This window comes from Rhodococcus shunpengi, assembly GCF_048381395.1.
Lineage (GTDB): Bacteria > Actinomycetota > Actinomycetes > Mycobacteriales > Mycobacteriaceae > Rhodococcus.
Window position 1 is genome coordinate 515,852 of record NZ_JBLWIU010000034.1, and the last position, 23,860, is coordinate 539,711.

The following is a 23,860-nucleotide window of genomic DNA, read 5'->3' on the forward strand; positions in this document are numbered from 1 at the left end:
CGTCGGGAAGATGAAAGTCTTCTCATCCGGTCTTCACGATCGATTCACTCCGGTGCAGGATGCTGTTCCCCATGCCGGTGATGAAACGCATGCTCGTGATCGCAGCGCTGCTGCTGATCCCGGCGGCCCTCGCGTGGGGGAGCCAGGTCCTGACACGACCGGCGGGCTCGCCCGAGATCGGTGACGCATCGGTCACCGTCTCCGTCGTGCCGACCACGACCGAGTCCGCGGCGCCGTCCCCCGGGGTCGAAGCCTCCGAGGTACGACCCGAACCCGAGCCGGAGTCGGCGCCCGCACCGTCGGTCCCCGACACGCAGACACCCCCGCCCGCCGTGGTTCCGGCCCCGGTTCCCGATCCGGGTTGGTCCGACGTCGCACGCCAGCCCCTGCCGACCCCTCAGGTCGACTGGGACGACGACTGGGACGACGACGACTTGGGCGACGACGACTTGAGCGACGACGGCGACAGCGGGGACGACGACTGGGACGACGATGACGACTGAGTCCGGGAAACAGGCCGGCACGCAGCGCACCGGTCACCTCCGCATCCCTCACCCCGGTCGCGGATCCGCGCTCCCTGCCCGATGGCGCATCCTCAGCTGGATCCTGCTGACCACGGCCGTCGCGCTCGTCGCCGTCGTCGTCACCGCGCGAGTGCTGCTCCTCAACCACGTCGACCGCGACGCGAACGCCGACATCACCCAGGAGATCGACGAATTCCGGGCGTTCGCCGCCGAAGGCGTCGACCCCACCACGACGTTCCCGTTCACCTCCGTGGAGCGGATGCTCGAGGTCTATCTCAACCGCCAGCACACCTCGGAGGGCGAGGTGATCGTCGGCGTCGTCGACGGTTCGTTGCTCTTCGACCGCCGTATCGCGGTGGACCGGCCCGACCTGCCGGCGAACCTCACCGAGGACGGTGTGCTGTTCGAGCGCATCCTCAACGCCCCCACAGGCTCGGGCGTCCACGAAGTGGACGGTGGACAGATGCGCTGGGCCCGCGCCGACGTCACCTCCGGAGACGACCGGGGCGCGCTGATCGTCGCCGTGTTCACCGCCGAGCAGCGCGCGAAGGTCGCCGACACCGCCCGCACCATCGGGCTGGTCGCGATCGGCGGCCTCGGTCTCACGGCGATCATCGGCTGGCTGGTCGCAGGGCAGATCCTCGCCCCGATCCGCCAGGTGCGCGAGGTGGCCGCCGCCATCGGCGAGAAGGATCTGACGAGTCGGGTGCCCGTGCACGGACGCGACGACATCGCCGCCCTGGCCCAGACCTTCAACTCGATGCTCGACCGCCTCGAACAGGCCTACACCACGCAGCAGCAGTTCGTCGACGACGCCGGCCACGAACTGCGGACACCGATCACCGTGATCCGCGGGCACCTCGAACTCATGGATCTCGGTCACGCCGACGACGCGACACGCGAGGAGACGATCCGGCTCGTCGAGGACGAACTCGACCGGATGGCGCGGATCGTCACCGACCTGCTCGTCCTCGCCAAGGCCGAACGCCCCGACTTCGTGCAGCGACGACCGGTCGACGTCACCGACCTCATGCTCGACGTCGAGGCCAAGGCGCAGATGCTCGGCACCCGCGACTGGCAACTCATGGAGATCGCCGAGGGCACGGCCGACATCGACGCCCAACGCGTCACCCAGGCCGTGCTGCAGTACGCGACCAATGCCGTCACCCACACCCGACCCGGGGACGTCATCCAGCTCGGATCCGCCTTCGTCGAACACGACGGTATCGAGCACCTCCGGATCTGGGTCCGGGACACCGGACCCGGGGTCGCACCGGACGACGCGGCACGCATCTTCGAACGCTTCCGCCGCGGACGCACCGTCCCCGGCGACCGGCACGGACCCGCCGCCGAACGAGGCGGGGCGGGTCTCGGACTCGCCATCGTCCGCGCCATCGCCGACGCGCACCACGGCTCGGCCTGGGTCGAGAGCACGGTCGGACACGGCGCGACGTTCGGCATCGACCTCCCCGTACGAGACCCCGCAGGAACCACCGGCACGACCGACACGACCTGCACGGCCGGTTCCCCCGGTACAGCCGAGACTCGAAGGACCGCATCACAGTGAGCAGAATCCTCATCGCCGAAGACGACACCCGCATCACCGCCTTTCTCGAGAAGGGGCTGCGCGCAGCGGGATACACCACCACCGACGCCACCGACGGCGAGACCGCACTGATGCTCGCTCGCAGCGGTGCCTTCGACCTGGTGATCCTCGACATCGGGTTGCCCCGCATGGACGGCTTCACCGTCCTCGAGAGGCTGCGCGGTGAAGGTGTGCGAACCCCGGTGATCGTGCTGACCGCGCGGGACAGCGTCACCGATACCGTCGCGGGACTCGAAGGCGGTGCCAACGACTATGTGAGCAAACCGTTCCAGTTCGCCGAACTGCTCGCCCGCATCCGGTTGCGCATCGGCGACAGCAGCTCGGCGGCCGATCCGGCAGCGGTGATCCGCGACGGCGACATGGCTCTGGACCTGCGGGCTCGACGCGCCGAGATCGCCGGGGAGAGCGTCGATCTCACCAGCCGCGAATTCGCCCTGTTCGAAGTGTTCCTGCGTCACCGCGGGCAGGTGCTCTCCCGCGAACAGATCCTCGGGCACGTGTGGGGTTACGACTTCGATCCCGCGTCCAACGTCGTCGACGTCTACGTGCGCGCGCTGCGCAACAAGATCGGGGGAGACCGGGTCGAGACGATCCGCGGCGCGGGGTACCGGTTGCGATGACCTTCCACGCCACCGTTCCGCCGAGCGTCGTTGCGCCGCAGCCGCGCCCGCCGCGCAGACACGCGATCCCGGCGCCCGGCCGGATCGTCGCGGTCGGGATCCTCGCCGGCACCGTCGGTCTCCTCGTGTATCTCACGCGCACCGACCCAGACCTGACGACTCCGGCCGCCGTCACCATGATCGTGTTCGCCGTGGCCGTCTGGCTGTGGGTGTTCACGAAAATCGACGACACCTATGTGGCGCTCGGCGCTGCCGCGGCCCTCACGGTCGTCGGTGTCATCGACGCGGAGGCACTGTTCGCGACCCTCGGCGACGACGTCGTGTGGCTCCTGTTGTCCGCCTTCGTGATCGCCTCCGGTGTGGCGTCGTCGGGTCTGGCGACGCGCGGCGCGGCCTTCCTGGTGACGGGGGCGCGCAGCCCGCGGGCGCTCGTGCACCTGGTGACGGCGGCACTGATCGTCACCGCTTTCGCGGTGCCGTCGACCTCCGGTCGTGCCGCACTGGTGCTCCCGGTGTTCGTGGCGCTCGCGACGGTCCTCGCCGACCGGCCACGACTGGTGCGGGCACTCGCGTTGCTCTTCCCCACGGTGATCCTGCTGTCGGCGGTGGCGTCGCTGCTCGGCGCCGGTGCGCACCTGATCACCTCGCAGATCCTCGTCACCGCGACCGGCACAGGATTCGACTTCGCGACCTGGATGATCCTCGGCCTGCCGCTGGCGATCGTCTCGTCGCACGCCGCCGCCGAGCTGGTGCTGCTGCTGTTCACCTCCGCCGACGATCGGCGCGGACGCCTCACCGTCACCGCCGCCGACATCGGCGCGCAGACCGACACCCCGGTCTCCGGGCCGCTCTCCGTCGCCGAATCCCGCGCCGCCCTTCTGCTGGTCGTGGTGATGGTGCTGTGGTGCACCGAACCCGTCCACGGCATCCACCCGGCGGTGGTGGCACTGCTCGGTGCGCTCGTCGCGACCTCCCCGCGGTACGGTTCCGTGCGCCTCGCGCCCGCACTGAAGACCGTGCCGTGGCCCCTGCTGCTGTTCATGGCGGCGACGCTGTCGATCGGTACCGCGCTGACGACGAGCGGCGCGGCGGACTGGCTCGCATCGACGGCCTTCGGCCCACTCACCTCGCGCGGAGAGAGTGCCGGACCACTGTTCGTGATCGTCGTGGTCGTGATCTCCACCGCGGCCCACCTGGTCATCCAGTCGCGCTCGGCCCGCTCCGCCGTTCTCGTTCCCGTCGTGGTGGCACTCGCCCCGAGCGTCGGTGTCGATCCGCTCGCCGCGGCCTTTGTCTCGACGGCCGCCGCAGGCTTCTGCCACACCCTGCCGTCGTCGGCCAAGCCCGTGACGCTGTTCGCGGACGTGCCCGGCACCCCCACCTACTCGACCTCGGATCTGCTGCGCCTGGCGGCGTGGCTCGGTCCGCTCCTCGCCACGCTGGTCCTGCTGTTCGCGTGGTTCGTCTGGCCGCTGCTCGGCCTGTCGCTGTTCGTCTGATCCCTGTTCCGTCCCCAGTTGTCCCGTTCCACGATCGGAGTCGTCATGGCGTTGAAGGTTCCTCATCGCGTGCTCGTCGCGCCCAGCGGTTTCAAGGAGAGTCTCGACGCGCCAGGCGTCGCTGCCGCGATCGGTGCGGGAGTCCGCCGGGCGCTACCGTGCGCCGCCGTCGACCTCGTGCCCGTTCCCGACGGTGGGGAGGGCACCGCCGAGATCCTCGCCGAGGCCACCGGCGGCTCGCTCGTCCCGGTCACCGTGACCGGTCCCGTCGGCGAGCCGGTGCGGGCGAGCTGGGCGCGTCTCGGCGGTGCCACCCGCGGGACGGCGGTCGTCGAGATGGCCTCGGCTGCCGGCCTTCGGCTCGTGCCCGCCGATCGCCGTGATCCCGGTGCCACCACCACCCGCGGGGTCGGTGAACTCATTGCCGCGGCACTCGACGACGGCATCCGCCGCATCGTGATCGGCTGCGGCGACTCGGGCACCAGTGACGGCGGAGCCGGGGCCCTGCGAGCACTCGGCGCCCGGATCCTCGACGCCGACGGCGACGAACTACCCGACGGCGGACGGCACCTCGCGCGCGCCGCGCATCTCGATCTCGACGGTCTGCACCCGGCGCTCGCCGACACCGAGATCGTGCTGGCCTGCAACGTCCACAACGTCCTGTGCGGTCCGACCGGCGTCGCTCGGGTCTTCGGCCCGCAGAAGGGTGCGACACCCGCGCAGGTCGAGGAGCTGTCCGCTGCTCTGGAGCGCTGGGCGAAGGTGCTCGAGCGGGACGGGCGGGCACACGGGCTGGATGTGCGGTTCGGGGCGGGCACCGGCGCCTCCGGCGGCCTCGGTGCCGGTCTGGCCGCGGGCATCGGCGCCCGGATCGCCTCCCGGTTCGACGTGCTGCTCGATAGTGGCCTGTCTGGTATCGATCTCGACTCCCTGATCGCGCGTGCCGACCTGATCATCACCGCCGAGGGCAGCATCGACTTCCAGACCCCGCGCGGCAAGGTACCTGCGGAGGTCGCCCGCCGCGCCCAGCGTGCGGGCGTTCCGGTGCTCGCCATCGCCGGATCGCTCGGCGAGGGGGCGCGCGATGTCCACGACGTCGGGATCGGCGCGATCGCGTCGATCATCCCCGTCCCGATGCGCCTCGAGGACGCCGTCGCCAACGGTCACGACCTGCTCGTCGACGCCGCGGCGCGGTCCATGCGCCTGCTGATGCTCGGCTCCGCCGTGGCGAGTCGCAGCAAGGGCCGGGCGAAGAAGCGCAAGCACCGAGCGCCGGCGGCGTGACCAGAAGTTCCGCGCGCCGGCGGGTGGGTCCGAATAGGGTTCCGGTCATGCCCGAGATCGTCACCCTGACCATGAACCCGGCACTCGACGTCACGACCTTCACCGACGCGGTGGTGCCCACACGCAAGCTCCGCTGCGACGAGCCGTTCTACGACGCCGGCGGGGGAGGAGTGAACGTCGCGAAGGTCGCGCGCGTACTCGGTGCCTCGGCCGCCGCCGTCTATCCGGCCGGTGGTGCGCGGGGTGAACAGATGAGCGGTCTGCTCGACGACGACGATGTCGAGGAGCACATCGTCCCCATCGCCGGGTCCACCCGCGAGTGCTTCACGGCGATCGACCGCCGCAGCGGTCAGGAATACCGTTTCGTCACACCCGGTCCCGAGCTGACGGACGAGGAGCAGGAACGCTGCCTCGCAACACTCGAGAAGGTCGCCGAAGGCGCGAAGTACGTGGTGGCGAGCGGCAGCTTCCCGCCCGGTGTACCCGGCACCTTCGTCCGGCGCATCGCCGCGGCGGCGCACGAGGCCGGCGCGCGATTCGTCCTCGACTCGTCGGGCGATGCGCTGACCAGTATCGATTCGGGTGTCTACCTCGTCAAACCGAGCCTGGACGAGTTGTGCGAGTGGACCGGGCGGGAGTTGGCCACCGACGACGAGCAGATCACGGCCGCGCGCGAACTCGTCACCTCCGGTGTCACGGAGATCGTGGTCGTCTCGCTCGGCGCCGACGGGGCGATCATGGTGACCGCCGACGAGGCCGTGCGGGTGCCGGCCCTGGCGGCCAAGGTGCGCAGCGCCGTCGGAGCCGGCGACAGCATGGTCGCCGGACTCGTCGTCGGACTGCTGCAGGAACGATCGTTGCGGGACGCGCTCGCCCTCGGGATCGCCTGCGGCACAGCGGCCCTGCTCACCGCCGGAAGCCACGTCTGCCGCCGCGAGGACATCGATCGTTTCGACGCCCTCGCACGCGTGGTCTGACGACCCGCGGCACCGGTCCGACGACCGCCGTTCACACCGCGCGGGACCGTGGATCCCGCAGGGTGCGAACGGCTTCGATGAGTGTCGAGTGGATGTACCCGAGCTCCGGACTCGCAACGTCCGACCGGTCCGCCGACTCGTCCGTCGCTGCGTCGTCCGTCCACGCGGATGTGTCGGCGCCGGGATCGTGCCGCTGGATCCATCAGAGATTGCCGGACGGATCCGGGAACCGGGCGACGACATCGCCGAAGAAAGCCGTCGGCCGTGTGACGATCTCCGCGCCGTGCTGCGTGGCACGTTCGAGGACGGCGACGAGGAAGTCGACGAGTTCGGCTGCGCGGTCGGAGATCAGGAAGGTGTCGACGGTGTCCGATCCGTCCGGTCGGGGAGGGAGGGATTCGCGGTGATGGAGAGCGGTCACGATGATCCTTTCGATCGGGTGACTGCCACAGCCTTCCGGGCATAACGGCCACGTGATGGCACCAATGCGCCCGAGAGCGGACATTCCCGGCGGGTTCGGCTGCGGACCGCCGGTCCGACGCAGGTCCGACCCGGTGGAGGGCGCCGACTAGACTCGTCGGTTGTGGCCCACCCGATGATCGCTCCGTCCATCCTGTCCGCGGATTTCGCTCGTCTCGCCGACGAGGCGCAGGCCGTCGCCGGTGCCGACTGGCTCCACGTCGACGTCATGGACGCCCATTTCGTTCCGAACCTGACGCTCGGTCTCCCGGTCGTCGAGTCGCTGCTGAAGGCGACCGACATCCCGCTCGACTGTCACCTCATGATCGAGAATCCCGGCCGATGGGCACCGCCCTACGCCGAGGCCGGTGCCCACAACGTCACCTTCCACGCCGAGGCGACCGACGACCCGGTCGCCGTGGCCCGCGACATCCGCGCGGCCGGCGGCAAGGCCGGGCTGTCCGTCAAGCCCGGCACCCCCATCGAGCCCTATCTCGAGATCCTGAAGGAATTCGACACGTTGCTCGTGATGAGCGTCGAGCCGGGCTTCGGTGGTCAGTCCTTCATCCCGGACGTCCTCGACAAGGCCCGCCAGGTGCGCCGCCTCGTCGACTCGGGTGAACTGCGTCTGCTCGTCGAGATCGACGGCGGCATCAACACCGACACCATCGAAGCCGCCGCGGAAGCCGGTGTGGACTGCTTCGTTGCCGGGTCCGCCGTCTACGGCGCCGCCGATCCCGGTGAGGCGGTCCGCAAGCTGCGGGCGCAGGCCGGGGCCGCGTCCCCGCACCTGACGCTCGCGCCGTGACCGCACCCGAGGTCGCCGAAGCCCTCCAGTTCGCGCTCGATGCCTCGGAGGCCGTACGGGGTACGACCAGCCCCAACCCGCCTGTCGGCGCGGTGATCCTCGACGCGGACGGCGCGGTGGCAGGTGTCGGGGCCACCGCACCACCCGGAGGTCCGCACGCGGAGGTCCGGGCACTCGAGGCAGCGGGCGAACGCGCGCGCGGCGGCACCGCCGTCGTCACCCTCGAACCGTGCAACCACACCGGCCGCACCGGCCCGTGCGCGCAGGCCCTCATCGAGGCGGGGATCGCGACGGTGTACTACTCCGTCGCCGACCCGAATCCCGTCGCCGGGGGAGGCGCCGACACCCTCCGCGCCGCGGGCATCACCGTGCATCCCGGTCTCGGTGCCGAGGCCGTCGCCCGCGGCCCGCTGCGGGCATGGTTGCACCGGCAGCGCACCGGCCGGCCGCACGTGACGTGGAAGTACGCCGCGTCGATGGACGGTCGCAGCGCGGCGGCAGACGGCACGAGCAAGTGGATCTCCGGTCCCGAATCGCGTGCGCGCGTGCACGACCAGCGGAGCCGGCTCGACGCGATCATCGTCGGAACCGGCACCGTCCTCGCCGACGACCCGTGGCTGACCGCCCGTCTGCCCGACGGTGAACTCGCGCCGCACCAGCCGCTGCGGGTTGTCGTCGGTATGCGTGAGATTCCCACCTCTGCAAGGGTTCTCGACGACGCGGCGCCGACGCTGGTGCTGCGCACCCACGACATCGGGGAGGTGCTCGACGCGCTCGGCGATCGACCCGACGTGCTGCTCGAGGGCGGCCCCCGGCTCGCGGGCGCGTTCCTCGCAGCGGGCTGCGTCGACCGCATCCAGGCATATCTGGCGCCCGTCGTGCTCGGAGCCGGTGAGGCCGCCGTCGAGGACACCGGCGTGGGCACGATCTCCGACGCGCTACGGTTCCGCCGGGAACGGGTCGAGACCGTCGGCTCGGACATTCTGTTGACACTCGTCCCGGACCGGGACAACTGAATCGGACCCGGTCGCGGATCGGGAGCTAAGGAGCGGAACATGTTCACCGGCATCGTCGAGGAACTCGGTGAGATCGTCGCGAAGGAGGACCTCGCCGACGCGGCACGCTTCACCGTGCGCGGACCGCTGGTCACCTCCGACGCCAAGCACGGCGATTCGATCGCGGTCAACGGGGTGTGCCTGACGGTCGTCGACGTGCTCGACGGTGGGTCCTTCACCGCCGATGTGATGCAGGAGACGCTGAACCGGTCATCGCTCGGACAGCTCACCCTCGGCAGCTCCGTCAACCTCGAACGCGCCGCCGCACTGAACAGCCGCCTCGGCGGCCACCTCGTGCAGGGTCACGTCGACGCCACCGGCGCCGTCGTCTCCCGCACACCCTCGGAGAACTGGACGGTGGTGCGTATCTCGCTCCCGGCCGAAATCTCCCGCTACGTCGTCGAAAAGGGCTCGATCACCGTCGACGGTGTCTCGCTGACGGTCTCGGGTCTCGGAGGGGAACGCGGACAGGAGTGGTTCGAGATCTCGCTCATCCCGACCACCCTGTCGCTGACGACGCTCGGCACCGCCGAGCCGGGCACCCTCGTCAACCTCGAGGTCGACGTGATCGCCAAGTACGTGGAGCGCCTGCAGAACGCGCGCTGACGCGTCGTACTGTGGAGATCGACAGTGGACGCGGAGCACGAGTCGTCCGGATACGAGAGTTGGAGTCCAGGGAAGTGACGAGGTTCGACACCATCGAGCGCGCGGTCGCCGACATCGCCGCCGGTAAGGCGGTCGTCGTGGTCGACGACGAAGACCGTGAAAACGAGGGCGACCTCATCTTCGCCGCGGAGAAGGCAACGCCGGAACTCGTGGCGTTCATGGTCCGCTACACATCCGGGTACCTGTGCGTGCCCTTGGACGGCGAGGACTGCGACCGTCTCGGTCTGCCTCCCATGTACAGCGTCAACCAGGACAAGCACGGCACCGCCTACACGGTCACCGTCGACGCGAAGGAAGGCATCGGCACGGGTATCTCCGCGTCCGACCGCGCCGCCACCATGCGGCTGCTCGCCGACCCGAACTCCACCGCCCAGGACTTCACGCGTCCCGGTCACGTGGTGCCGCTGCGCGCCAAGGAGGGTGGCGTCCTGCGCCGGCCCGGACACACCGAAGCCGCCGTCGACCTCGCGCGCATGGCCGACCTGCGCCCGGCCGGCGTCATCTGCGAGATCGTCTCGCAGAAGGACGAAGGCGAGATGGCCCGAACCGACGAACTGCGCGTCTTCGCCGACGAGCACGAACTCGCCCTGATCTCGATCGCGGATCTCATCGCGTGGCGCCGCAAGCACGAGAAGCACGTCGTGCGCGTCGCCGAGGCCCGCATCCCCACCCGGCACGGCGACTTCACGGCCGTCGGCTACCAGAGCGTCTACGACGAGGTCGAACACGTCGCGCTCGTCCGCGGCGACATCGCCGGCCCGGACGGCGACGGCTCCGACGTGCTCGTGCGCGTGCACTCCGAATGCCTGACCGGCGACGTCTTCGGGTCGCTGCGCTGCGACTGCGGTCCGCAGCTCGACGCAGCCCTCGAGATGGTGGCCGAGGAAGGCCGCGGCGTCGTGCTCTACATGCGCGGCCACGAGGGACGCGGCATCGGCCTGATGCACAAGCTGCAGGCCTACCAGCTGCAGGACTCCGGTTCCGACACCGTCGACGCCAACCTGCAGCTCGGCCTTCCCGCCGACGCCCGCGACTACGGCATCGGCGCTCAGATCCTCGTCGACCTCGGTATCTCGTCGATGCGGCTGCTGACCAACAACCCGGCCAAGCGCGTCGGTCTCGACGGCTACGGCCTGCAGATCACCGAGCGTGTCCCGATGCCGTTGCGCGCGAACCGCGAGAACATCTCGTACCTGCGCACCAAGCGCGATCGTATGGGCCACGACCTGATCGGTCTCGACGAGTTCGACGAGGGAGACGCCTGATGAGCGGCGAAGGCCTGCCCGACCTGCAGCTCGCCGACGCCGCGGGGCTGAGCCTCGCGATCGTCGCCGGTCGCTGGCACACCGAGATCTCCGACGCCCTCATCGCCGGCGCACAGCGTGTCGCCGAGCAGGCGGGTATCACCGAGGTCACCCTCGAGCGGGTCGCCGGAGCGATCGAACTTCCCGTCGTCGCGCAGCAGCTCGCCCGCACCCACGACGCGGTCGTCGCTCTCGGCGTGGTGATCCGCGGCGGCACGCCGCACTTCGAGTACGTGTGCGACGCCGTGACCTACGGTCTCACCCGGATCGCGCTCGACGAGGGCACCCCGGTGGGCAACGGTGTCCTCACCACCGACACCGAACAGCAGGCCCGCGACCGCGCCGGTCTGCCCGGCTCCGCGGAGGACAAGGGTGGCCAGGCCTGCGCGGCCGCGCTCGACACCGCCGTGACACTGCGGCGGCTGCGGAAGGCGGCGCGTTGACCCGCGACGAGACCGGCTGGGATCTCGAGGTACGCCCGGAGAAGATGCGGCGCTGGGTCGTCGTGGCGGCGGTCGTCGTCATGGCCGTCCACATCTTCGCGGCGCTCGTGCTCCGCGGGGGCGGCGACACCGGCGTGAACCTGCGGGTCGTCGACCAGATCGCGATCCTCGCCATCGGCGTCGTGCTCACCGGAGGCGTCCTGCTGTTCACCCGGCCGCGGCTGCGGGCGGGTGCCGACGGCGTCTCCGTCCGCAACGTGGTCGCCGAACGACACATCCCGTGGACCGACGTGCGCGGGCTGTTCTTCGACCACGGCGCACCCTGGGCCCGCCTCGAGCTGCCGTTCGACGAGTACGTGCCCGTCGTTGCCATCCAGGCGCGCGACGGGGAACGCGCCGTGGACGCGCTCGAGCGTTTCCGCGAACTGGAGTCCCGCTACACCGGCGGCGCCGTCAGTGACGACAACGACGGCGGAGCCATCAGACGCAATGACGACGGCGGAGCCGTCAGGCGCAATGACGACGGCGGAGCCGTCAGGGGCGACGACTAGCCTGGACCTGTGCCCGACCCCTCGACATATCGCCCAGCCCCCGGTTCCATTCCCACGGAGCCGGGGGTCTACAAGTTCCGCGACCCGCACGGCCGGGTCGTCTACGTCGGCAAGGCGAAGAACCTCCGGTCCCGCCTGAACTCGTACTTCGCCGACATCGCCTCGCTGCATCCGCGCACCCGTCAGATGGTGACCACCGCGGGTCGGGTCGAGTGGACGGTGGTGCGCACCGAGGTCGAGGCACTCCAGCTCGAGTACAACTGGATCAAGGAGTTCGACCCCCGGTTCAACGTCCGCTACCGCGACGACAAGACGTACCCGATGCTCGCGGTCACGTTGAACGAGGAATATCCCCGCCTGTTCGTCTATCGCGGGCCGCGCCGCAAGGGCGTGCGCTATTTCGGCCCCTACTCGCACGCCTGGGCGATCCGCGAGACCCTCGACCTGTTGCTGCGAGTGTTCCCGTCGCGCACGTGCTCGGCCGGGGTCTTCAAGCGGCACGCGCAGATCGGCCGCCCGTGCCTGCTCGGCTACATCGACAAGTGCTCCGCGCCGTGCGTCGGACGCGTCTCCGCCGACGAACACCGCCGCATCGTCGAGGACTTCTGCGACTTCCTCGCCGGTCGCACCGACAAACTCGTCCGTGATGTCGAGAAGCGGATGCAGGCCGCCGCGGAGGAGCTCGACTTCGAGACCGCAGCCCGACTGCGCGACGATCTCGGGGCGCTGCGCAAGGCCCTCGAGAAGCAGGCCGTCGTGCTCGGCGACGGCACCGACGCCGACCTCGTGGCGTTCGCCGGCGACGACCTCGAGGTGGCCGTCCAAGTCTTCCACGTGCGCGGCGGTCGCGTGCGCGGTCAACGCGGCTGGGTCGTCGAGAAGTCCGGCGACGTGCTCGACCGTCCCGAGGACCGCGACGTCGAAGGCGTCGAGGCCGCCGAGGGGACCGACGACGTCGAAGAACTCTCCCTGCTCGTCGAACAGTTCCTCACCCAGTTCTACGGCGAGGAGGCCGCACTCGGCACCGATGACGCGGACGCCACCAGCGCCGTGCCGCGCGAGGTGCTCGTCCCCGCCCTGCCGCCCGACCCGGACGAGATGAGCCGCTGGCTCGGGCGTCTGCGCGGCGGTCCCGTGCGTCTGCGCATCCCGCAGCGCGGCGACAAGAAGGCACTGGCCGACACGGTCGAGCGCAACGCCAAGGAAGCGCTCGCCCAGCACAAGCTGCGGCGCGCGGGCGACTTCAATGCCCGATCGGCGGCGTTGCAGGGCATCCAGGACGCCCTCGACCTCGATTCGGCGCCGCTGCGCATCGAATGCGTCGACATCAGTCACGTGCAGGGCACCGACGTCGTCGCATCGCTGGTCGTCTTCGAGGACGGACTGCCCCGCAAGTCCGACTACCGGCACTACGCCATCAAGCACGCCGCGGGTGACGGGCACTCCGACGACGTCGCTTCGATCGCCGAGGTCACCCGCCGGCGTTTCCTCCGCCACAACCGCGACCTGGCCCGACAGGCCGATCCGGACGGCTCCGCTCCGGAGGGAGGCGACGGCGGGGACCTCGCGCCCGAGGCGGCACTGGACCCGGCGACGGGCCGTCCGCGCCGGTTCGCCTACCCGCCGAACCTGTTCGTCGTCGACGGTGGTGCGCCGCAGGTCGCGGCCGCGGCCGAGGTCCTCGACGAACTCGGCATCACGGATGTTGCGGTCGTCGGGCTCGCGAAGCGTCTCGAGGAGGTGTGGGTGCCGGGGGAGGAGGATCCGGTGATCCTGCCGCGCACGAGTGAGTCGCTGTTCCTGCTGCAACGCATCCGCGACGAGGCGCACCGTTTCGCGATCACCTACCACCGCAGCAAGCGGTCCAAACGCATGACCGCCTCCGCTCTCGACGGGGTCCGTGGTCTCGGCGACACCCGGCGCAAGGCACTCGTCACCCACTTCGGGTCGGTCGCGCGGCTACGCGAGGCGAGCGTCGAGGAGATCACCGCGGTGCCCGGGATCGGGCAAGCCACGGCGAAGGCCGTCCTCGAGGCGCTGCGGGGCGACGCACCGGCTCCGGCCGAGTCGCCGCAGGACACCGACGCCCCGACCGTCGCGGACGCGAGTGATCCGGCTGCGGCACCTGCGGGCGACCCGACTGCCGCGGATGCGGGCGACACGCCGGTAGGCGATGATGGCTCAGTCGGCGTGTCGGGAGTACGAGCGGAGTCGGAACAGTGACCGAAGTGGGTCGGATCCCGGGGATGGCGGACGGTTCGGAACAGGGTGTCGACGGAGAACGGCCGGCGCAGGCCGAGGTCATCGTCGTCACCGGCCTGTCCGGAGCCGGACTGAGTACGGCGGCGACCGCCCTCGAGGATCTCGGGTGGTACGTCGCGGAGAACCTCCCGCCCCAGTTGGTGCTGTCGATGATCGATCTCGCGGTGCAGGCCGAACCTCCGCTGCAACGCCTCGCCGTGGTGATGGACGTGCGCAGCCGGTTGTTCACCGGCGACCTCGAACGCGTGGTCGCCGATCTGGCGGCCCGCCCGGTCAACACCCGGGTGCTCTTCCTCGAAGCCGCCGACTCGGTGCTCGTCCGGCGGTTCGAGCAGGTGCGCCGCAGCCATCCGCTGCAGTCCGACACGGCCGACCGCACGCTCACCGACGGCATCGCCGTCGAACGCGAGCAGCTCGCTCCCGTCAAGGCCGCGGCCGACCTCGTCATCGACACGTCCGCGCTGTCCGGGCCCGATCTGCGTCGCAAGATCGATGCGGCCTTCGGCGACGCCGCATCCGACACCATCCGGGTGACCGTGGAGTCGTTCGGCTTCAAGTACGGCCTGCCCATGGACTCCGACGTCGTGTGCGACGTGCGGTTCCTGCCGAACCCCCACTGGATCGCCGAACTGCGTCCGCACACCGGGCAGGACGCGGCGGTGAGCGACTATGTACTCTCCCGCGACGGTGCCGAGGACTATCTCGCCACCTATCACCGGCTGCTCGATCTGACGACCGCCGGTTACCGTCGGGAGGGGAAGCGCTACATGACGATTGCAGTGGGCTGCACCGGAGGGAAACACCGGAGCGTGGCGATGGCCGAGGCCCTCGCCGCACGCCTCGAGCAGGCACCGGATCTGACGGTGAACGTGGTGCACCGGGATCTGGGGCGCGAGTGAACGCCGAGACTCCGAACTCCGACAGCGCTCCGAACTCCGACAGCGCTCCGAACCCCGACAGCGCTCCGAACCCCGGGGCAGCGCCCGGACCTGCGATCACCGCTCTCGGCGGCGGACACGGTCTGTACGCGACGCTCAGTGCCGTCCGGCGCCTCACCGACCGGGTCACCGCCGTCGTGACCGTCGCCGACGACGGAGGTTCCTCGGGACGGCTGCGCGCCGAACTCGGCGTCGTCCCACCCGGCGACCTGCGCATGGCCCTCGCCGCACTCGCCGGCCGCGACGACGAGGTCCGGGTGTGGACCGAGACCGTCCAACACCGCTTCGGCGGCACAGGTGCACTCGCCGGGCACTCCGTCGGCAACCTGATCCTCGCCGGGCTCGCCGAGGTGGCGGGCGACACCGTCACTGCTCTCGACATGCTCGCTCGCGTCCTCGACGTACGCGGTCGGGTACTGCCCATGTCGCCGATCCCCCTCGACATCGAAGCCGACGTCTCGGGACTCGAATCCGACCCGCGGGTGAGCCGCTGCATCCGGGGACAGGTCGCGGTGGCGACCACCCCGGGCAAGGTGCGCCGGGTCCGCCTGATCCCCGCCGATCCGCCGGCCTGTCCGCCGGCGCTCGACGCGGTGTGCGAGGCCGATCTCGTGGTGCTCGGCCCGGGATCCTGGTTCTCGAGCGTCATCCCGCACGTGCTCGTCCCGGACCTGCACGAGGCGCTGGTCCACACGACGGCGCTCAAGGTCCTCGTGCTCAACCTCGCGGCGGAACCGGGGGAGACGGCAGGCTTCTCCGCGGAACGTCACCTGCACGTTCTCGCCCAGCACGCCCCCGATTTCCGTGTCGACCACGTCGTCGTGGATGCTGCCTCGGTACCGGAAGGACGCGAGCGCGAGCACCTGAGCCGGTCCGCGGCCCGATTCGGAGCGGACGTCTCGTTCGTCGACGTCGCCGAGACCGGTACGCATCGACACGACCCCGCCAAGTTGGCGGGGGCACTGGAAACATGTCTGTCCTCGCGCGGTGGAGTCCGTGCCGCGCGCGGGGGCGGGAGGGAGAGCGTCTCGTGGCAATGACAGCGGAGGTCAAGGACGAGCTGAGCAGGTTGTCGGTCACCAGGATCAGCAACCGCAAGGCCGAGGTGTCCGCCCTCCTGCGCTTCGCCGGGGGATTGCACATCGTCGCCGGACGAGTGGTCGTCGAGGCCGAGGTCGACCTCGGATCGATCGCACGTCGCCTCCGCCGCGAGATCTTCGAGCTCTACAGCTATCCCGCCGAGATCCAGGTGCTCGGCGCGGGTGGGCTGCGCAAGAGCTCCCGGTACATCGTCCGCGTCGGCAAGGACGGTGAGGCGCTGGCCCGCCGCACCGGCCTGCTCGACGGTCGCGGACGACCCGTGCGCGGACTGCCCGCGCAGGTGGTCGGCGGCAGTGTCTCCGACTCCGCTGCGGCGTGGCGCGGGGCGTTCCTCGCCCATGGTTCGCTCACCGAACCGGGCCGTTCCTCGGCGCTCGAGGTGAGCTGCCCCGGCCCGGAGGCCGCCCTCGCGCTCGTCGGTGCCGCCCGCCGGCTCGGCGTCACCGCCAAGGCGCGTGAGGTGCGCGGCGCCGACCGCGTGGTGATCCGCGACGGCGAGGCCATCGGCGCGCTGCTCACCCACATGGGCGCGCAGGACACCCGGCTGGTCTGGGAGGAGCGCCGCATGCGCCGAGAGGTGCGGGCGACCGCGAACCGTCTCGCCAACTTCGACGACGCCAATCTGCGCCGGTCCGCACGCGCCGCCGTGGCAGCGGCTGCGCGGGTCGAGCGGGCGCTGGCGATCCTGGGCCCCGACGTGCCCGACCACCTCGCCGCCGCCGGCGCGCTGCGCGTGCAGCACCGACAGGCGTCGCTCGAGGAGCTCGGCCAGCTCGCCGATCCGCCCATGACCAAGGACGCCGTCGCAGGACGGATCCGCCGCCTGCTGTCGATGGCGGATCGTCGCGCGAAGGAACTCGGGATCCCCGATACGGAATCGGCCGTCACCGCTGAGTTGCTGGACGAGGCATAGCGGGGCAGGCTTGCAAGGGAGTTCGCGCCACGACCGGGCGGCTCCCCACAGTACGACCGAACCCCACTAGGGTGAAGGGCACACGAGCACGACCATCGGAATACTGGACAAAGGAGCTTCATTGTGACTGTCCGCGTAGGCGTGAACGGATTCGGACGCATCGGGCGCAACTTCTTCCGGGCGGTCGAGGCGCAGAAGGCACTCGGCACCACCGACATCGAGATCGTTGCCGTCAACGACCTCACCGACAACGACACCCTCGCGACGCTCCTGAAGTACGACTCGATCCTGGGGCGCCTCGACAAGGACGTGCATGTCGAGGGCGACGACATCGTCGTCGGCGACCGGAAGATCAAGGCCCTCTCGATCAAGGAAGGCCCCTCCGCTCTTCCGTGGAGCGACCTCGGTGTCGACGTCGTCGTCGAGTCCACCGGCATCTTCACCAACGCCGCGAAGGCGAAGGGGCACATCGATGCCGGCGCCAAGAAGGTCATCATCTCGGCGCCCGCCACCGACGAGGACATCACCATCGTCATGGGCGTCAACCACGACAAGTACGACGGCACGCAGAACATCATCTCCAACGCCTCGTGCACCACGAACTGCCTCGGCCCCCTCGCCAAGGTGCTGAACGACGAGTTCGGCATCGAGAAGGGCCTGATGACCACGATCCACGCATACACCCAGGACCAGAACCTGCAGGATGGACCGCACAAGGATCTGCGTCGCGCCCGGGCCGCTGCCCTGAACATCGTCCCCACCGGCACAGGCGCCGCCAAGGCCATCGGCCTCGTGCTCCCCGAGCTGCGCGGCAAGCTCGACGGCTACGCGCTGCGCGTCCCGGTCCCGACCGGCTCGGTCACCGACCTCACCGCGACCCTCACCAAGAAGGCCACCGCCGACGAGGTCAACGCCGCACTGAAGGCTGCTGCGGAGGGTCCGCTGAAGGGCATCCTGAAGTACAACACCGATCCGATCGTCTCCTCGGACATCGTCACCGACCCGCACTCGTCGATCTTCGACGCGCCTCTGACCAAGGTCATCGACGAGCAGGTCAAGGTCGTCTCGTGGTACGACAACGAGTGGGGCTACTCGAATCGTCTTGCCGACCTCGTCGGTCTCGTCGGCAAGTCTCTCTGAAACTCGTAGAACAGGACATTTGAACAGTGGCAGTTCAGACCCTCGAGGATCTGCTCGACGCAGGTGTGGAGGGTCGGGGCGTACTCGTGCGCTCCGACCTCAACGTCCCGCTCGACGGCGACACGATCACCGACGCCGGCCGCATCCTCGCGTCCGCGCCCACCATCCGCACGCTCGCGGAGGCCGGGGCGAAGGTCGTCGTGACCGCGCACCTCGGCCGCCCCAAGGGTGAGCCGGATCCGAAGTACTCGCTCGCGCCCGTCGCGGCGAAGCTCGGTGAGGTGCTCGGCCGCAACGTCCAGCTCGCCTCCGACGTCGTCGGCCAGGATGCGCTGGCGCGTTCCGAAGGGCTGACCGACGGCGACATCCTCCTGCTCGAGAACGTCCGCTTCGACGCTCGCGAGACCAGCAAGGACGATGCCGAGCGGCTCGCCTTCGCCCGTGAGCTCGTCGAGCTCGTCGGCGACGACGGCGCATTCGTCTCCGACGGCTTCGGTGTCGTGCACCGCAAGCAGGCGTCGGTCTACGACGTCGCGACGCTGCTCCCGCACTACGCGGGTGGTCTCGTCGCGGCCGAGGTCGACGTACTCGCCAAGCTCACCACCGACACCGAGCGTCCGTACGCCGTGGTGCTCGGCGGCTCGAAGGTCTCCGACAAGCTCGGGGTCATCGAAGCGCTCGCACCCAAGGTCGACACGCTCGTCATCGGTGGCGGCATGTGCTTCACCTTCCTTGCGGCACAGGGCTACTCGGTCGGCACGTCGCTGCTCGAGGAGTCGATGATCGACACCTGCAAGCAGCTGCTCGAACGCTTCGGCGACGTCATCCACATCCCGCAGGACGTGGTGGTGGCCGACAAGTTCGCGGCCGACGCACAGTCGCAGACCGTCGCGGCCGACTCCATCCCCGACGGATGGATGGGCCTCGACATCGGACCGGAATCCGTGCAGCGCTTCGCCTCGCTCCTCGGCTCGGCGAAGACGGTGTTCTGGAACGGCCCGATGGGCGTGTTCGAGTTCGAGAACTTCGCGGCCGGCACGAAGGGTGTCGCGGAAGCGATCATCGAGGCCACCGGCAAGGGCGCGTTCAGCGTCGTCGGCGGCGGCGACTCCGCTGCGGCCGTGCGGTCGCTCGGGCTCGGTGAGGACCGTTTCTCGCACATCTCCACCGGTGGTGGCGCCTCCCTCGAGTACCTCGAGGGCAAGGAACTGCCCGGCATCGCAGTTCTGGAGGGCTGACGGTCATGGCACGGACACCGCTCATCGCGGGCAACTGGAAGATGAACCTCAACCACCTCGAGGCCATCGCCCTGGTGCAGAAGATCGCGTTCACCCTTCCCGAGAAGTACCTCGAGAAGGTCGACGTGACGGTCATCCCGCCGTTCACCGACATCCGCTCGGTGCAGACCCTCGTCGAGGGCGACAAGCTCGGCATCACCTACGGAGCCCAGGACATCTCGGTCCACGACTCCGGCGCCTACACCGGTGAGATCTCCGGTGCGATGCTCGCGAAGCTCGGCTGCACCTACGTGGTCGTCGGGCACTCCGAGCGTCGCACCCTGCACGGCGAGACCGACGAGATCGTCCGCGACAAGACCAAGGCCGCTCTGCGGCACGGTCTCACTCCGATCGTGTGCATCGGCGAAGGACTCGACGTCCGCGAAGCCGGCAGCCACGTCGAGTACAACGTCGAGCAGTTGAAGAACTCGCTCGCCGGCCTGTCCGCCGACGAGATCGCGAAGATCGTCGTCGCGTACGAGCCGGTCTGGGCCATCGGCACGGGCAAGGTCGCCTCGGCGGCCGACGCACAGGAGGTGTGCGCCGCGGTGCGCAACACCCTCGCCGAACTGGCCTCGCCCGAGGTCGCGGCATCGGTCCGCGTCCTGTACGGCGGGTCGGTCAACGCCAAGAACGTCGGTGAGCTCATCGCTCAGACCGACATCGACGGCGGCCTCGTGGGAGGCGCCTCCCTCAAGGCCGACGAATTCGCTCAGCTGTCGGCGATCGCCGCAGGCGGCCCGCTCCTCTAGAGCGACCGGCATCAGGTGGGGTGCAGGATCGACGAGATCCTGCACCCCACCCGCGTTTCGCCTCAGCGCAGTGTTGCCGTCTCGACCCGCGTAGCCACGACGACCGTCCCCGGCACACCCGCAGCATCCCCATATGGCGAGCGGGTAAGCTGACGCCGACGTCGCCCACCATCCGAAGGACATCGAACACCGACATGGAACTGTTCCTGGACATCCTCCTGATCGTCACGAGCCTGTTGCTCATCCTGCTGGTGCTGCTGCACCGCGGTAAGGGCGGTGGTCTGTCCAGCCTGTTCGGTGGTGGAGTCCAGTCCAATCTCTCGGGCTCGACGGTGGCGGAGAAGAACCTCGACCGTCTCACCGTCTTCACCGGCATCATCTGGGTGATCTCGATCCTCGGCATCGGACTGCAGATCAAGTTCAGCTGATCCCGCACATGCACGGCCGCTGTCGCGGTCGCGCCCCGGCCGCCGGGCACAGATACTGGCCGTATGACGGACACTGTGCCTGCCTCTGCGACCGAACCCCTCCGCGAGGACATCCGCCTGCTCGGTGGCATCCTCGGCAACGTCATCCGTGAGCAGGCGGGACCCGAGACCTTCGACCTGGTCGAATCGGCCCGGGTGGAGAGCTTCCGGATCCGGCGCTCCGAGATCGACCGCACCGAACTCGCCGAACGCTTCGCCGACGTCGCCACCGACGACCTGATTCCCGTCGCCCGGGCGTTCAGCCATTTCGGTCTGCTCGCCAATCTCGCCGAGGATCTGCACCGCGAACGACGTCGAGCCCTGCACGTGCGCGCAGGCGACCGACCGCAGGACAGCAGCCTCGCCGCCACCTATGCCAAACTCGACGCCGCCGGCCCGGGCCTCGACGCCGACACCGTGACCGACGCGCTCGCATCCGCTCTCGTCGCCCCCGTCATCACCGCTCATCCCACCGAGACCCGCCGACGCACCGTCTTCGACGTCCAGACCGCCGTCACCGAGCTCATGCGGCGCCGGGAGAGGACCGACGAATCCGCCGCGATCGAGGAAATCGACCGCGCCCTGTACCGGCACATCCTGACCCTCTGGGACACCGCGCTCATCCGGCTCGCGCGCCTGAGGATCATCGACGAGGTCGACAACGGTCTGCGCTACTACGACCTCGCACTGTTCGACGTCGTTCCTGCCCTCAACGCCGAAGTGCGACGCGAACTCCGGCGACGCTGGCCGGACGCGGCGGTGCTGACCGAACCGCTGGTCCGTCCCGGAACGTGGATCGGCGGCGACCGCGACGGCAACCCCAACGTCGACGGCGAGGTCGTCACCACCGCCGCGAATCGCGCCTGTGAGACCGCGCTGCGACATCACCTCACCGAACTGGCCGCGCTCGAACGCGAACTGTCCATGTCCGAACGCACCGCGACCATCAGCAGCGCCCTGAAGAAGCTCGCCGACGACTCGGGCGACGACAATCCCGCCCACAGCGACGAGCCGTACCGACGCGCCGTGCACGGTATCCGCGCTCGCCTCACCGCGACCGCGGACAGGCTGCTGCCCGGCGTGGATCTGCCCCACACGGTGCGTATCCCGTGCGAGCCCTATGCCACTCCGGCCCGCCTGCACACCGACCTGAACATCGTCGACGCCTCGCTGCGTGCCGGTGGCGCGGCCGTGATCGCCGACGATCGACTCGCGCACCTGCGCAGCGCCGTCGAGGTCTTCGGCTTCCACCTCGCGCCGCTCGACCTGCGTCAGAATTCCGAGGTCCACGAGAACGTCGTCGCCGAACTGCTCTCCTGGGCGGGGGTGACCGACCGCTACCGCGACCTGCCGGAGGACGACAAGGTCGCGCTGCTCACCGCGGAGTTGCGGATCCGCCGTCCGCTCACCGCTCCCGACGCCCACCTGTCGGACGAGACGGCCAAGGAACTCGGCATCCTGCGCGCCGCCGCCGACGTGGTCCGTCGCATCGGACCGGCCGCCATCGAGCATTACATCATCAGCATGTGCACCTCGGTGTCCGACCTGCTCGAGGTCGAGGTCCTGCTCAAGGAGGTCGGGCTGCTCGACCTCGACCGCGGTTATCCGCGCAGCACGGTGCAGGTCATCCCGTTGTTCGAGACGATCGACGACCTGCGCGGTGGTGCCGCCACGTTGACCGCCGCCCTCGCCGTGCCCGAGTTCCGCAGCCTCGTCGACGGACACGACGGACTGCAGGAGATCATGCTGGGCTACTCCGATTCCAACAAGGACGGCGGCTATCTCACCGCCAACTGGGCGCTCTACCGTGCGGAACTCGACCTCGTCGACGCTGCGCGCACCGCCGGGATCCGGCTGCGCCTGTTCCACGGTCGCGGCGGCACCGTCGGACGTGGTGGCGGACCGAGCTACGACGCCATCCTCGCCCAGCCGCCCGGCGCGGTCCAGGGCTCGTTGCGTCTGACCGAGCAAGGCGAGGTCATCGCCGCGAAGTACCGCGAACCGGTGCTCGCCCGCCGCAACCTCGAGGCGCTCGTCTCGGCGACCCTCGAGTCGAGCCTGCTCGATGTCGAAGGCCTCGGGAAGGACGCACCGGAGGCCTACCGGATCCTCGACGAACTCGCCGACCTCGCTCGCGCCGCCTACAGCCGACTCGTGCACGAGACACCGGGTTTCGTCGAGTACTTCACCACCGCGACGCCGGTCTCGGAGATCGGTGCCCTCAACATCGGCAGTCGTCCCGCATCCCGCAAGCAGACGAAGGCGATCAGCGACCTGCGGGCCATCCCGTGGGTGCTCTCGTGGACCCAGAGTCGCGTGATGCTCCCCGGCTGGTACGGCACGGGAACGGCTGTGCAGGACTGGGTCGCCGGTGATCCGGACCGGTTGGCGACCCTGCAGGATCTCTACCGTCGCTGGCCGTTCTTCCGTTCGGTGCTGTCGAACATGGCGCAGGTGCTCGCCAAGTCCGATCTCGGCCTGGCCGCCCGGTACTCCGAACTCGTCGAGGACACCGAACTGCGCGAGCGGGTGTTCGGCAGCATCGTCGACGAGCACGCCCGCACGGTCGACGCCTACCGGCAGATCACGGGATACGACTCGCTCGTCGCGGACAATCCGGCGCTCGAGCGGTCGCTGCACAACCGCTTCCCGTATCTCGAACCGCTCAACCACCTCCAGGTCGAGTTGCTGCGCCGGTTCCGTGCCGGTGAGGACACCGACCGGGTCCGGCGCGGTATCCAGATCACGATGAACGGTCTCGCCACGGCATTGCGCAACAGCGGCTAGAAAATTTTCTCGTCGGGTTGTCGATACGGCAGGTGCCCGTTCGTCGTGATGGTGTAGGACGAACACCACACAGACGGGAGCGACCGCCATGAAGTACATGCTGCTGATCTACGCATCCACGACCGACGAGCCCACCTGCACCATCGAGGACTGGCAGGACTACGAGAAGGCGATGCGCGATGCGGGTGTCCTCGTGTCCGGGCACGCCCTGCAGGATCTCGTCACCGCGACGACCGTGCAGGTCGGCGCGGACGGACGACGCACGGTGACCGACGGGCCGTTCGGCGAGAGCCGTGAGGTTCTCGGCGGATACGACGTCATCGACGTCGGCAGCCTCGACGAGGCACTCGACTGGGCGGCGCGTTGCCCCGGATCGCGGGACGGCGGCACGGTCGTCGTGCGACCGATCGCCGACTTCGGAGACTGA

23 protein-coding genes are annotated in these 23,860 nt (G+C 69.6%); 22 read left to right on the forward strand and 1 reads right to left on the reverse strand.

Translation table 11 applies throughout. The annotated features are described in order from the left end of the window. Positions 1–71: 71 nt before the first annotated feature. The 6 genes from ACNJ7K_RS22680 to ACNJ7K_RS22705 are packed head-to-tail and all read left to right on the forward strand — an operon-like array spanning position 72 to position 6,510. Positions 72–503 (forward strand): hypothetical protein, encoded by a 432-nt coding sequence (locus tag ACNJ7K_RS22680; protein ID WP_230787203.1) that lies wholly within the window; start codon positions 72–74, stop codon positions 501–503. After that, the gene (locus ACNJ7K_RS22685) at positions 493–2,091 is read left to right on the forward strand and encodes a sensor histidine kinase (RefSeq protein ID WP_230787202.1); all 1,599 of its coding nucleotides are present in this window, start codon (positions 493–495) and stop codon (positions 2,089–2,091) included. The genes ACNJ7K_RS22680 and ACNJ7K_RS22685 overlap by 11 nt, the downstream gene beginning before the upstream one ends. After that, positions 2,088–2,750, forward strand: coding sequence for a response regulator transcription factor (locus tag ACNJ7K_RS22690; RefSeq protein WP_060653230.1), 663 nt, complete (start codon positions 2,088–2,090; stop codon positions 2,748–2,750). Before ACNJ7K_RS22685 ends, ACNJ7K_RS22690 begins: the two co-directional genes overlap by 4 nt. After that, on the forward strand, positions 2,747–4,249 hold the full coding sequence (locus tag ACNJ7K_RS22695) for an SLC13 family permease (protein WP_159418454.1): 1,503 nt from the start codon (positions 2,747–2,749) through the stop codon (positions 4,247–4,249). Before ACNJ7K_RS22690 ends, ACNJ7K_RS22695 begins: the two co-directional genes overlap by 4 nt. 45 nt (positions 4,250–4,294) lie before the next feature. Continuing rightward, complete coding sequence (locus tag ACNJ7K_RS22700; RefSeq protein ID WP_120282430.1) at positions 4,295–5,533, forward strand: glycerate kinase family protein; 1,239 nt, start codon at positions 4,295–4,297, stop codon at positions 5,531–5,533. Positions 5,534–5,580: 47 nt separating this feature from the next. Continuing rightward, positions 5,581–6,510, forward strand: coding sequence for a 1-phosphofructokinase family hexose kinase (locus ACNJ7K_RS22705; protein WP_120282431.1), 930 nt, complete (start codon positions 5,581–5,583; stop codon positions 6,508–6,510). A gap of 202 nt (positions 6,511–6,712) precedes the next feature. On the opposite strand, the gene ACNJ7K_RS22710 is transcribed toward ACNJ7K_RS22705, so the two are convergent. Further along, complete coding sequence (locus tag ACNJ7K_RS22710) at positions 6,713–6,931, reverse strand: hypothetical protein (RefSeq protein WP_225623782.1); 219 nt, start codon at positions 6,929–6,931, stop codon at positions 6,713–6,715. A 162-nt stretch (positions 6,932–7,093) separates the two neighbouring features. Between ACNJ7K_RS22710 and rpe the strand changes: the two genes are divergently transcribed. The 16 genes from rpe (at position 7,094) to ACNJ7K_RS22790 (ending at position 23,860) form a co-directional block, all read left to right on the forward strand. Further along, on the forward strand, positions 7,094–7,777 hold the full coding sequence (rpe, locus tag ACNJ7K_RS22715; RefSeq protein ID WP_060653315.1) for a ribulose-phosphate 3-epimerase: 684 nt from the start codon (positions 7,094–7,096) through the stop codon (positions 7,775–7,777). Continuing rightward, positions 7,774–8,793, forward strand: a complete 1,020-nt coding sequence (ribD, locus tag ACNJ7K_RS22720; RefSeq protein WP_120282433.1) for a bifunctional diaminohydroxyphosphoribosylaminopyrimidine deaminase/5-amino-6-(5-phosphoribosylamino)uracil reductase RibD — start codon at positions 7,774–7,776, stop codon at positions 8,791–8,793. Before rpe ends, ribD begins: the two co-directional genes overlap by 4 nt. 39 nt (positions 8,794–8,832) lie before the next feature. Continuing rightward, the gene (locus ACNJ7K_RS22725) at positions 8,833–9,438 is read left to right on the forward strand and encodes a riboflavin synthase (RefSeq protein ID WP_059381377.1); all 606 of its coding nucleotides are present in this window, start codon (positions 8,833–8,835) and stop codon (positions 9,436–9,438) included. Positions 9,439–9,512: 74 nt separating this feature from the next. Beyond that, positions 9,513–10,763 carry a bifunctional 3,4-dihydroxy-2-butanone-4-phosphate synthase/GTP cyclohydrolase II gene (locus tag ACNJ7K_RS22730; protein WP_159418452.1) on the forward strand — a complete coding sequence of 417 codons (1,251 nt, stop codon included), beginning with the start codon at positions 9,513–9,515 and terminating at the stop codon, positions 10,761–10,763. Then, positions 10,763–11,245 carry a 6,7-dimethyl-8-ribityllumazine synthase gene (ribH, locus tag ACNJ7K_RS22735; protein ID WP_120282435.1) on the forward strand — a complete coding sequence of 161 codons (483 nt, stop codon included), beginning with the start codon at positions 10,763–10,765 and terminating at the stop codon, positions 11,243–11,245. Before ACNJ7K_RS22730 ends, ribH begins: the two co-directional genes overlap by 1 nt. After that, a complete protein-coding gene (locus tag ACNJ7K_RS22740) occupies positions 11,242–11,796 on the forward strand; it encodes a PH domain-containing protein (protein ID WP_268655647.1) in 555 nt (184 codons plus the stop codon). Before ribH ends, ACNJ7K_RS22740 begins: the two co-directional genes overlap by 4 nt. Before the next feature lie 9 nt (positions 11,797–11,805). Next, entirely contained in the window at positions 11,806–14,019 is a 2,214-nt protein-coding gene (gene uvrC, locus ACNJ7K_RS22745; protein ID WP_159418449.1) for an excinuclease ABC subunit UvrC, read from the forward strand. 23 nt (positions 14,020–14,042) lie between these two features. Further along, on the forward strand, positions 14,043–14,957 hold the full coding sequence (gene rapZ / locus ACNJ7K_RS22750) for an RNase adapter RapZ (RefSeq protein WP_159419241.1): 915 nt from the start codon (positions 14,043–14,045) through the stop codon (positions 14,955–14,957). After that, complete coding sequence (locus ACNJ7K_RS22755) at positions 14,954–16,036, forward strand: gluconeogenesis factor YvcK family protein (protein ID WP_372473021.1); 1,083 nt, start codon at positions 14,954–14,956, stop codon at positions 16,034–16,036. Before rapZ ends, ACNJ7K_RS22755 begins: the two co-directional genes overlap by 4 nt. Continuing rightward, a complete protein-coding gene (gene whiA, locus ACNJ7K_RS22760) occupies positions 16,027–17,010 on the forward strand; it encodes a DNA-binding protein WhiA (protein WP_159418448.1) in 984 nt (327 codons plus the stop codon). Before ACNJ7K_RS22755 ends, whiA begins: the two co-directional genes overlap by 10 nt. 123 nt (positions 17,011–17,133) lie before the next feature. After that, positions 17,134–18,150 (forward strand): type I glyceraldehyde-3-phosphate dehydrogenase, encoded by a 1,017-nt coding sequence (gap, locus tag ACNJ7K_RS22765; RefSeq protein WP_159418447.1) that lies wholly within the window; start codon positions 17,134–17,136, stop codon positions 18,148–18,150. 26 nt (positions 18,151–18,176) lie between these two features. Next, the gene (locus tag ACNJ7K_RS22770) at positions 18,177–19,388 is read left to right on the forward strand and encodes a phosphoglycerate kinase (RefSeq protein ID WP_120282440.1); all 1,212 of its coding nucleotides are present in this window, start codon (positions 18,177–18,179) and stop codon (positions 19,386–19,388) included. A gap of 5 nt (positions 19,389–19,393) precedes the next feature. After that, a complete protein-coding gene (tpiA, locus tag ACNJ7K_RS22775) occupies positions 19,394–20,179 on the forward strand; it encodes a triose-phosphate isomerase (RefSeq protein ID WP_159418446.1) in 786 nt (261 codons plus the stop codon). Positions 20,180–20,373: 194 nt separating this feature from the next. Further along, on the forward strand, positions 20,374–20,607 hold the full coding sequence (gene secG, locus ACNJ7K_RS22780) for a preprotein translocase subunit SecG (protein WP_006551479.1): 234 nt from the start codon (positions 20,374–20,376) through the stop codon (positions 20,605–20,607). Between the two features lie 63 nt (positions 20,608–20,670). Beyond that, the gene (ppc, locus tag ACNJ7K_RS22785) at positions 20,671–23,433 is read left to right on the forward strand and encodes a phosphoenolpyruvate carboxylase (RefSeq protein WP_159418445.1); all 2,763 of its coding nucleotides are present in this window, start codon (positions 20,671–20,673) and stop codon (positions 23,431–23,433) included. 88 nt (positions 23,434–23,521) lie between these two features. After that, positions 23,522–23,860, forward strand: coding sequence for a YciI family protein (locus tag ACNJ7K_RS22790; protein WP_120282443.1), 339 nt, complete (start codon positions 23,522–23,524; stop codon positions 23,858–23,860).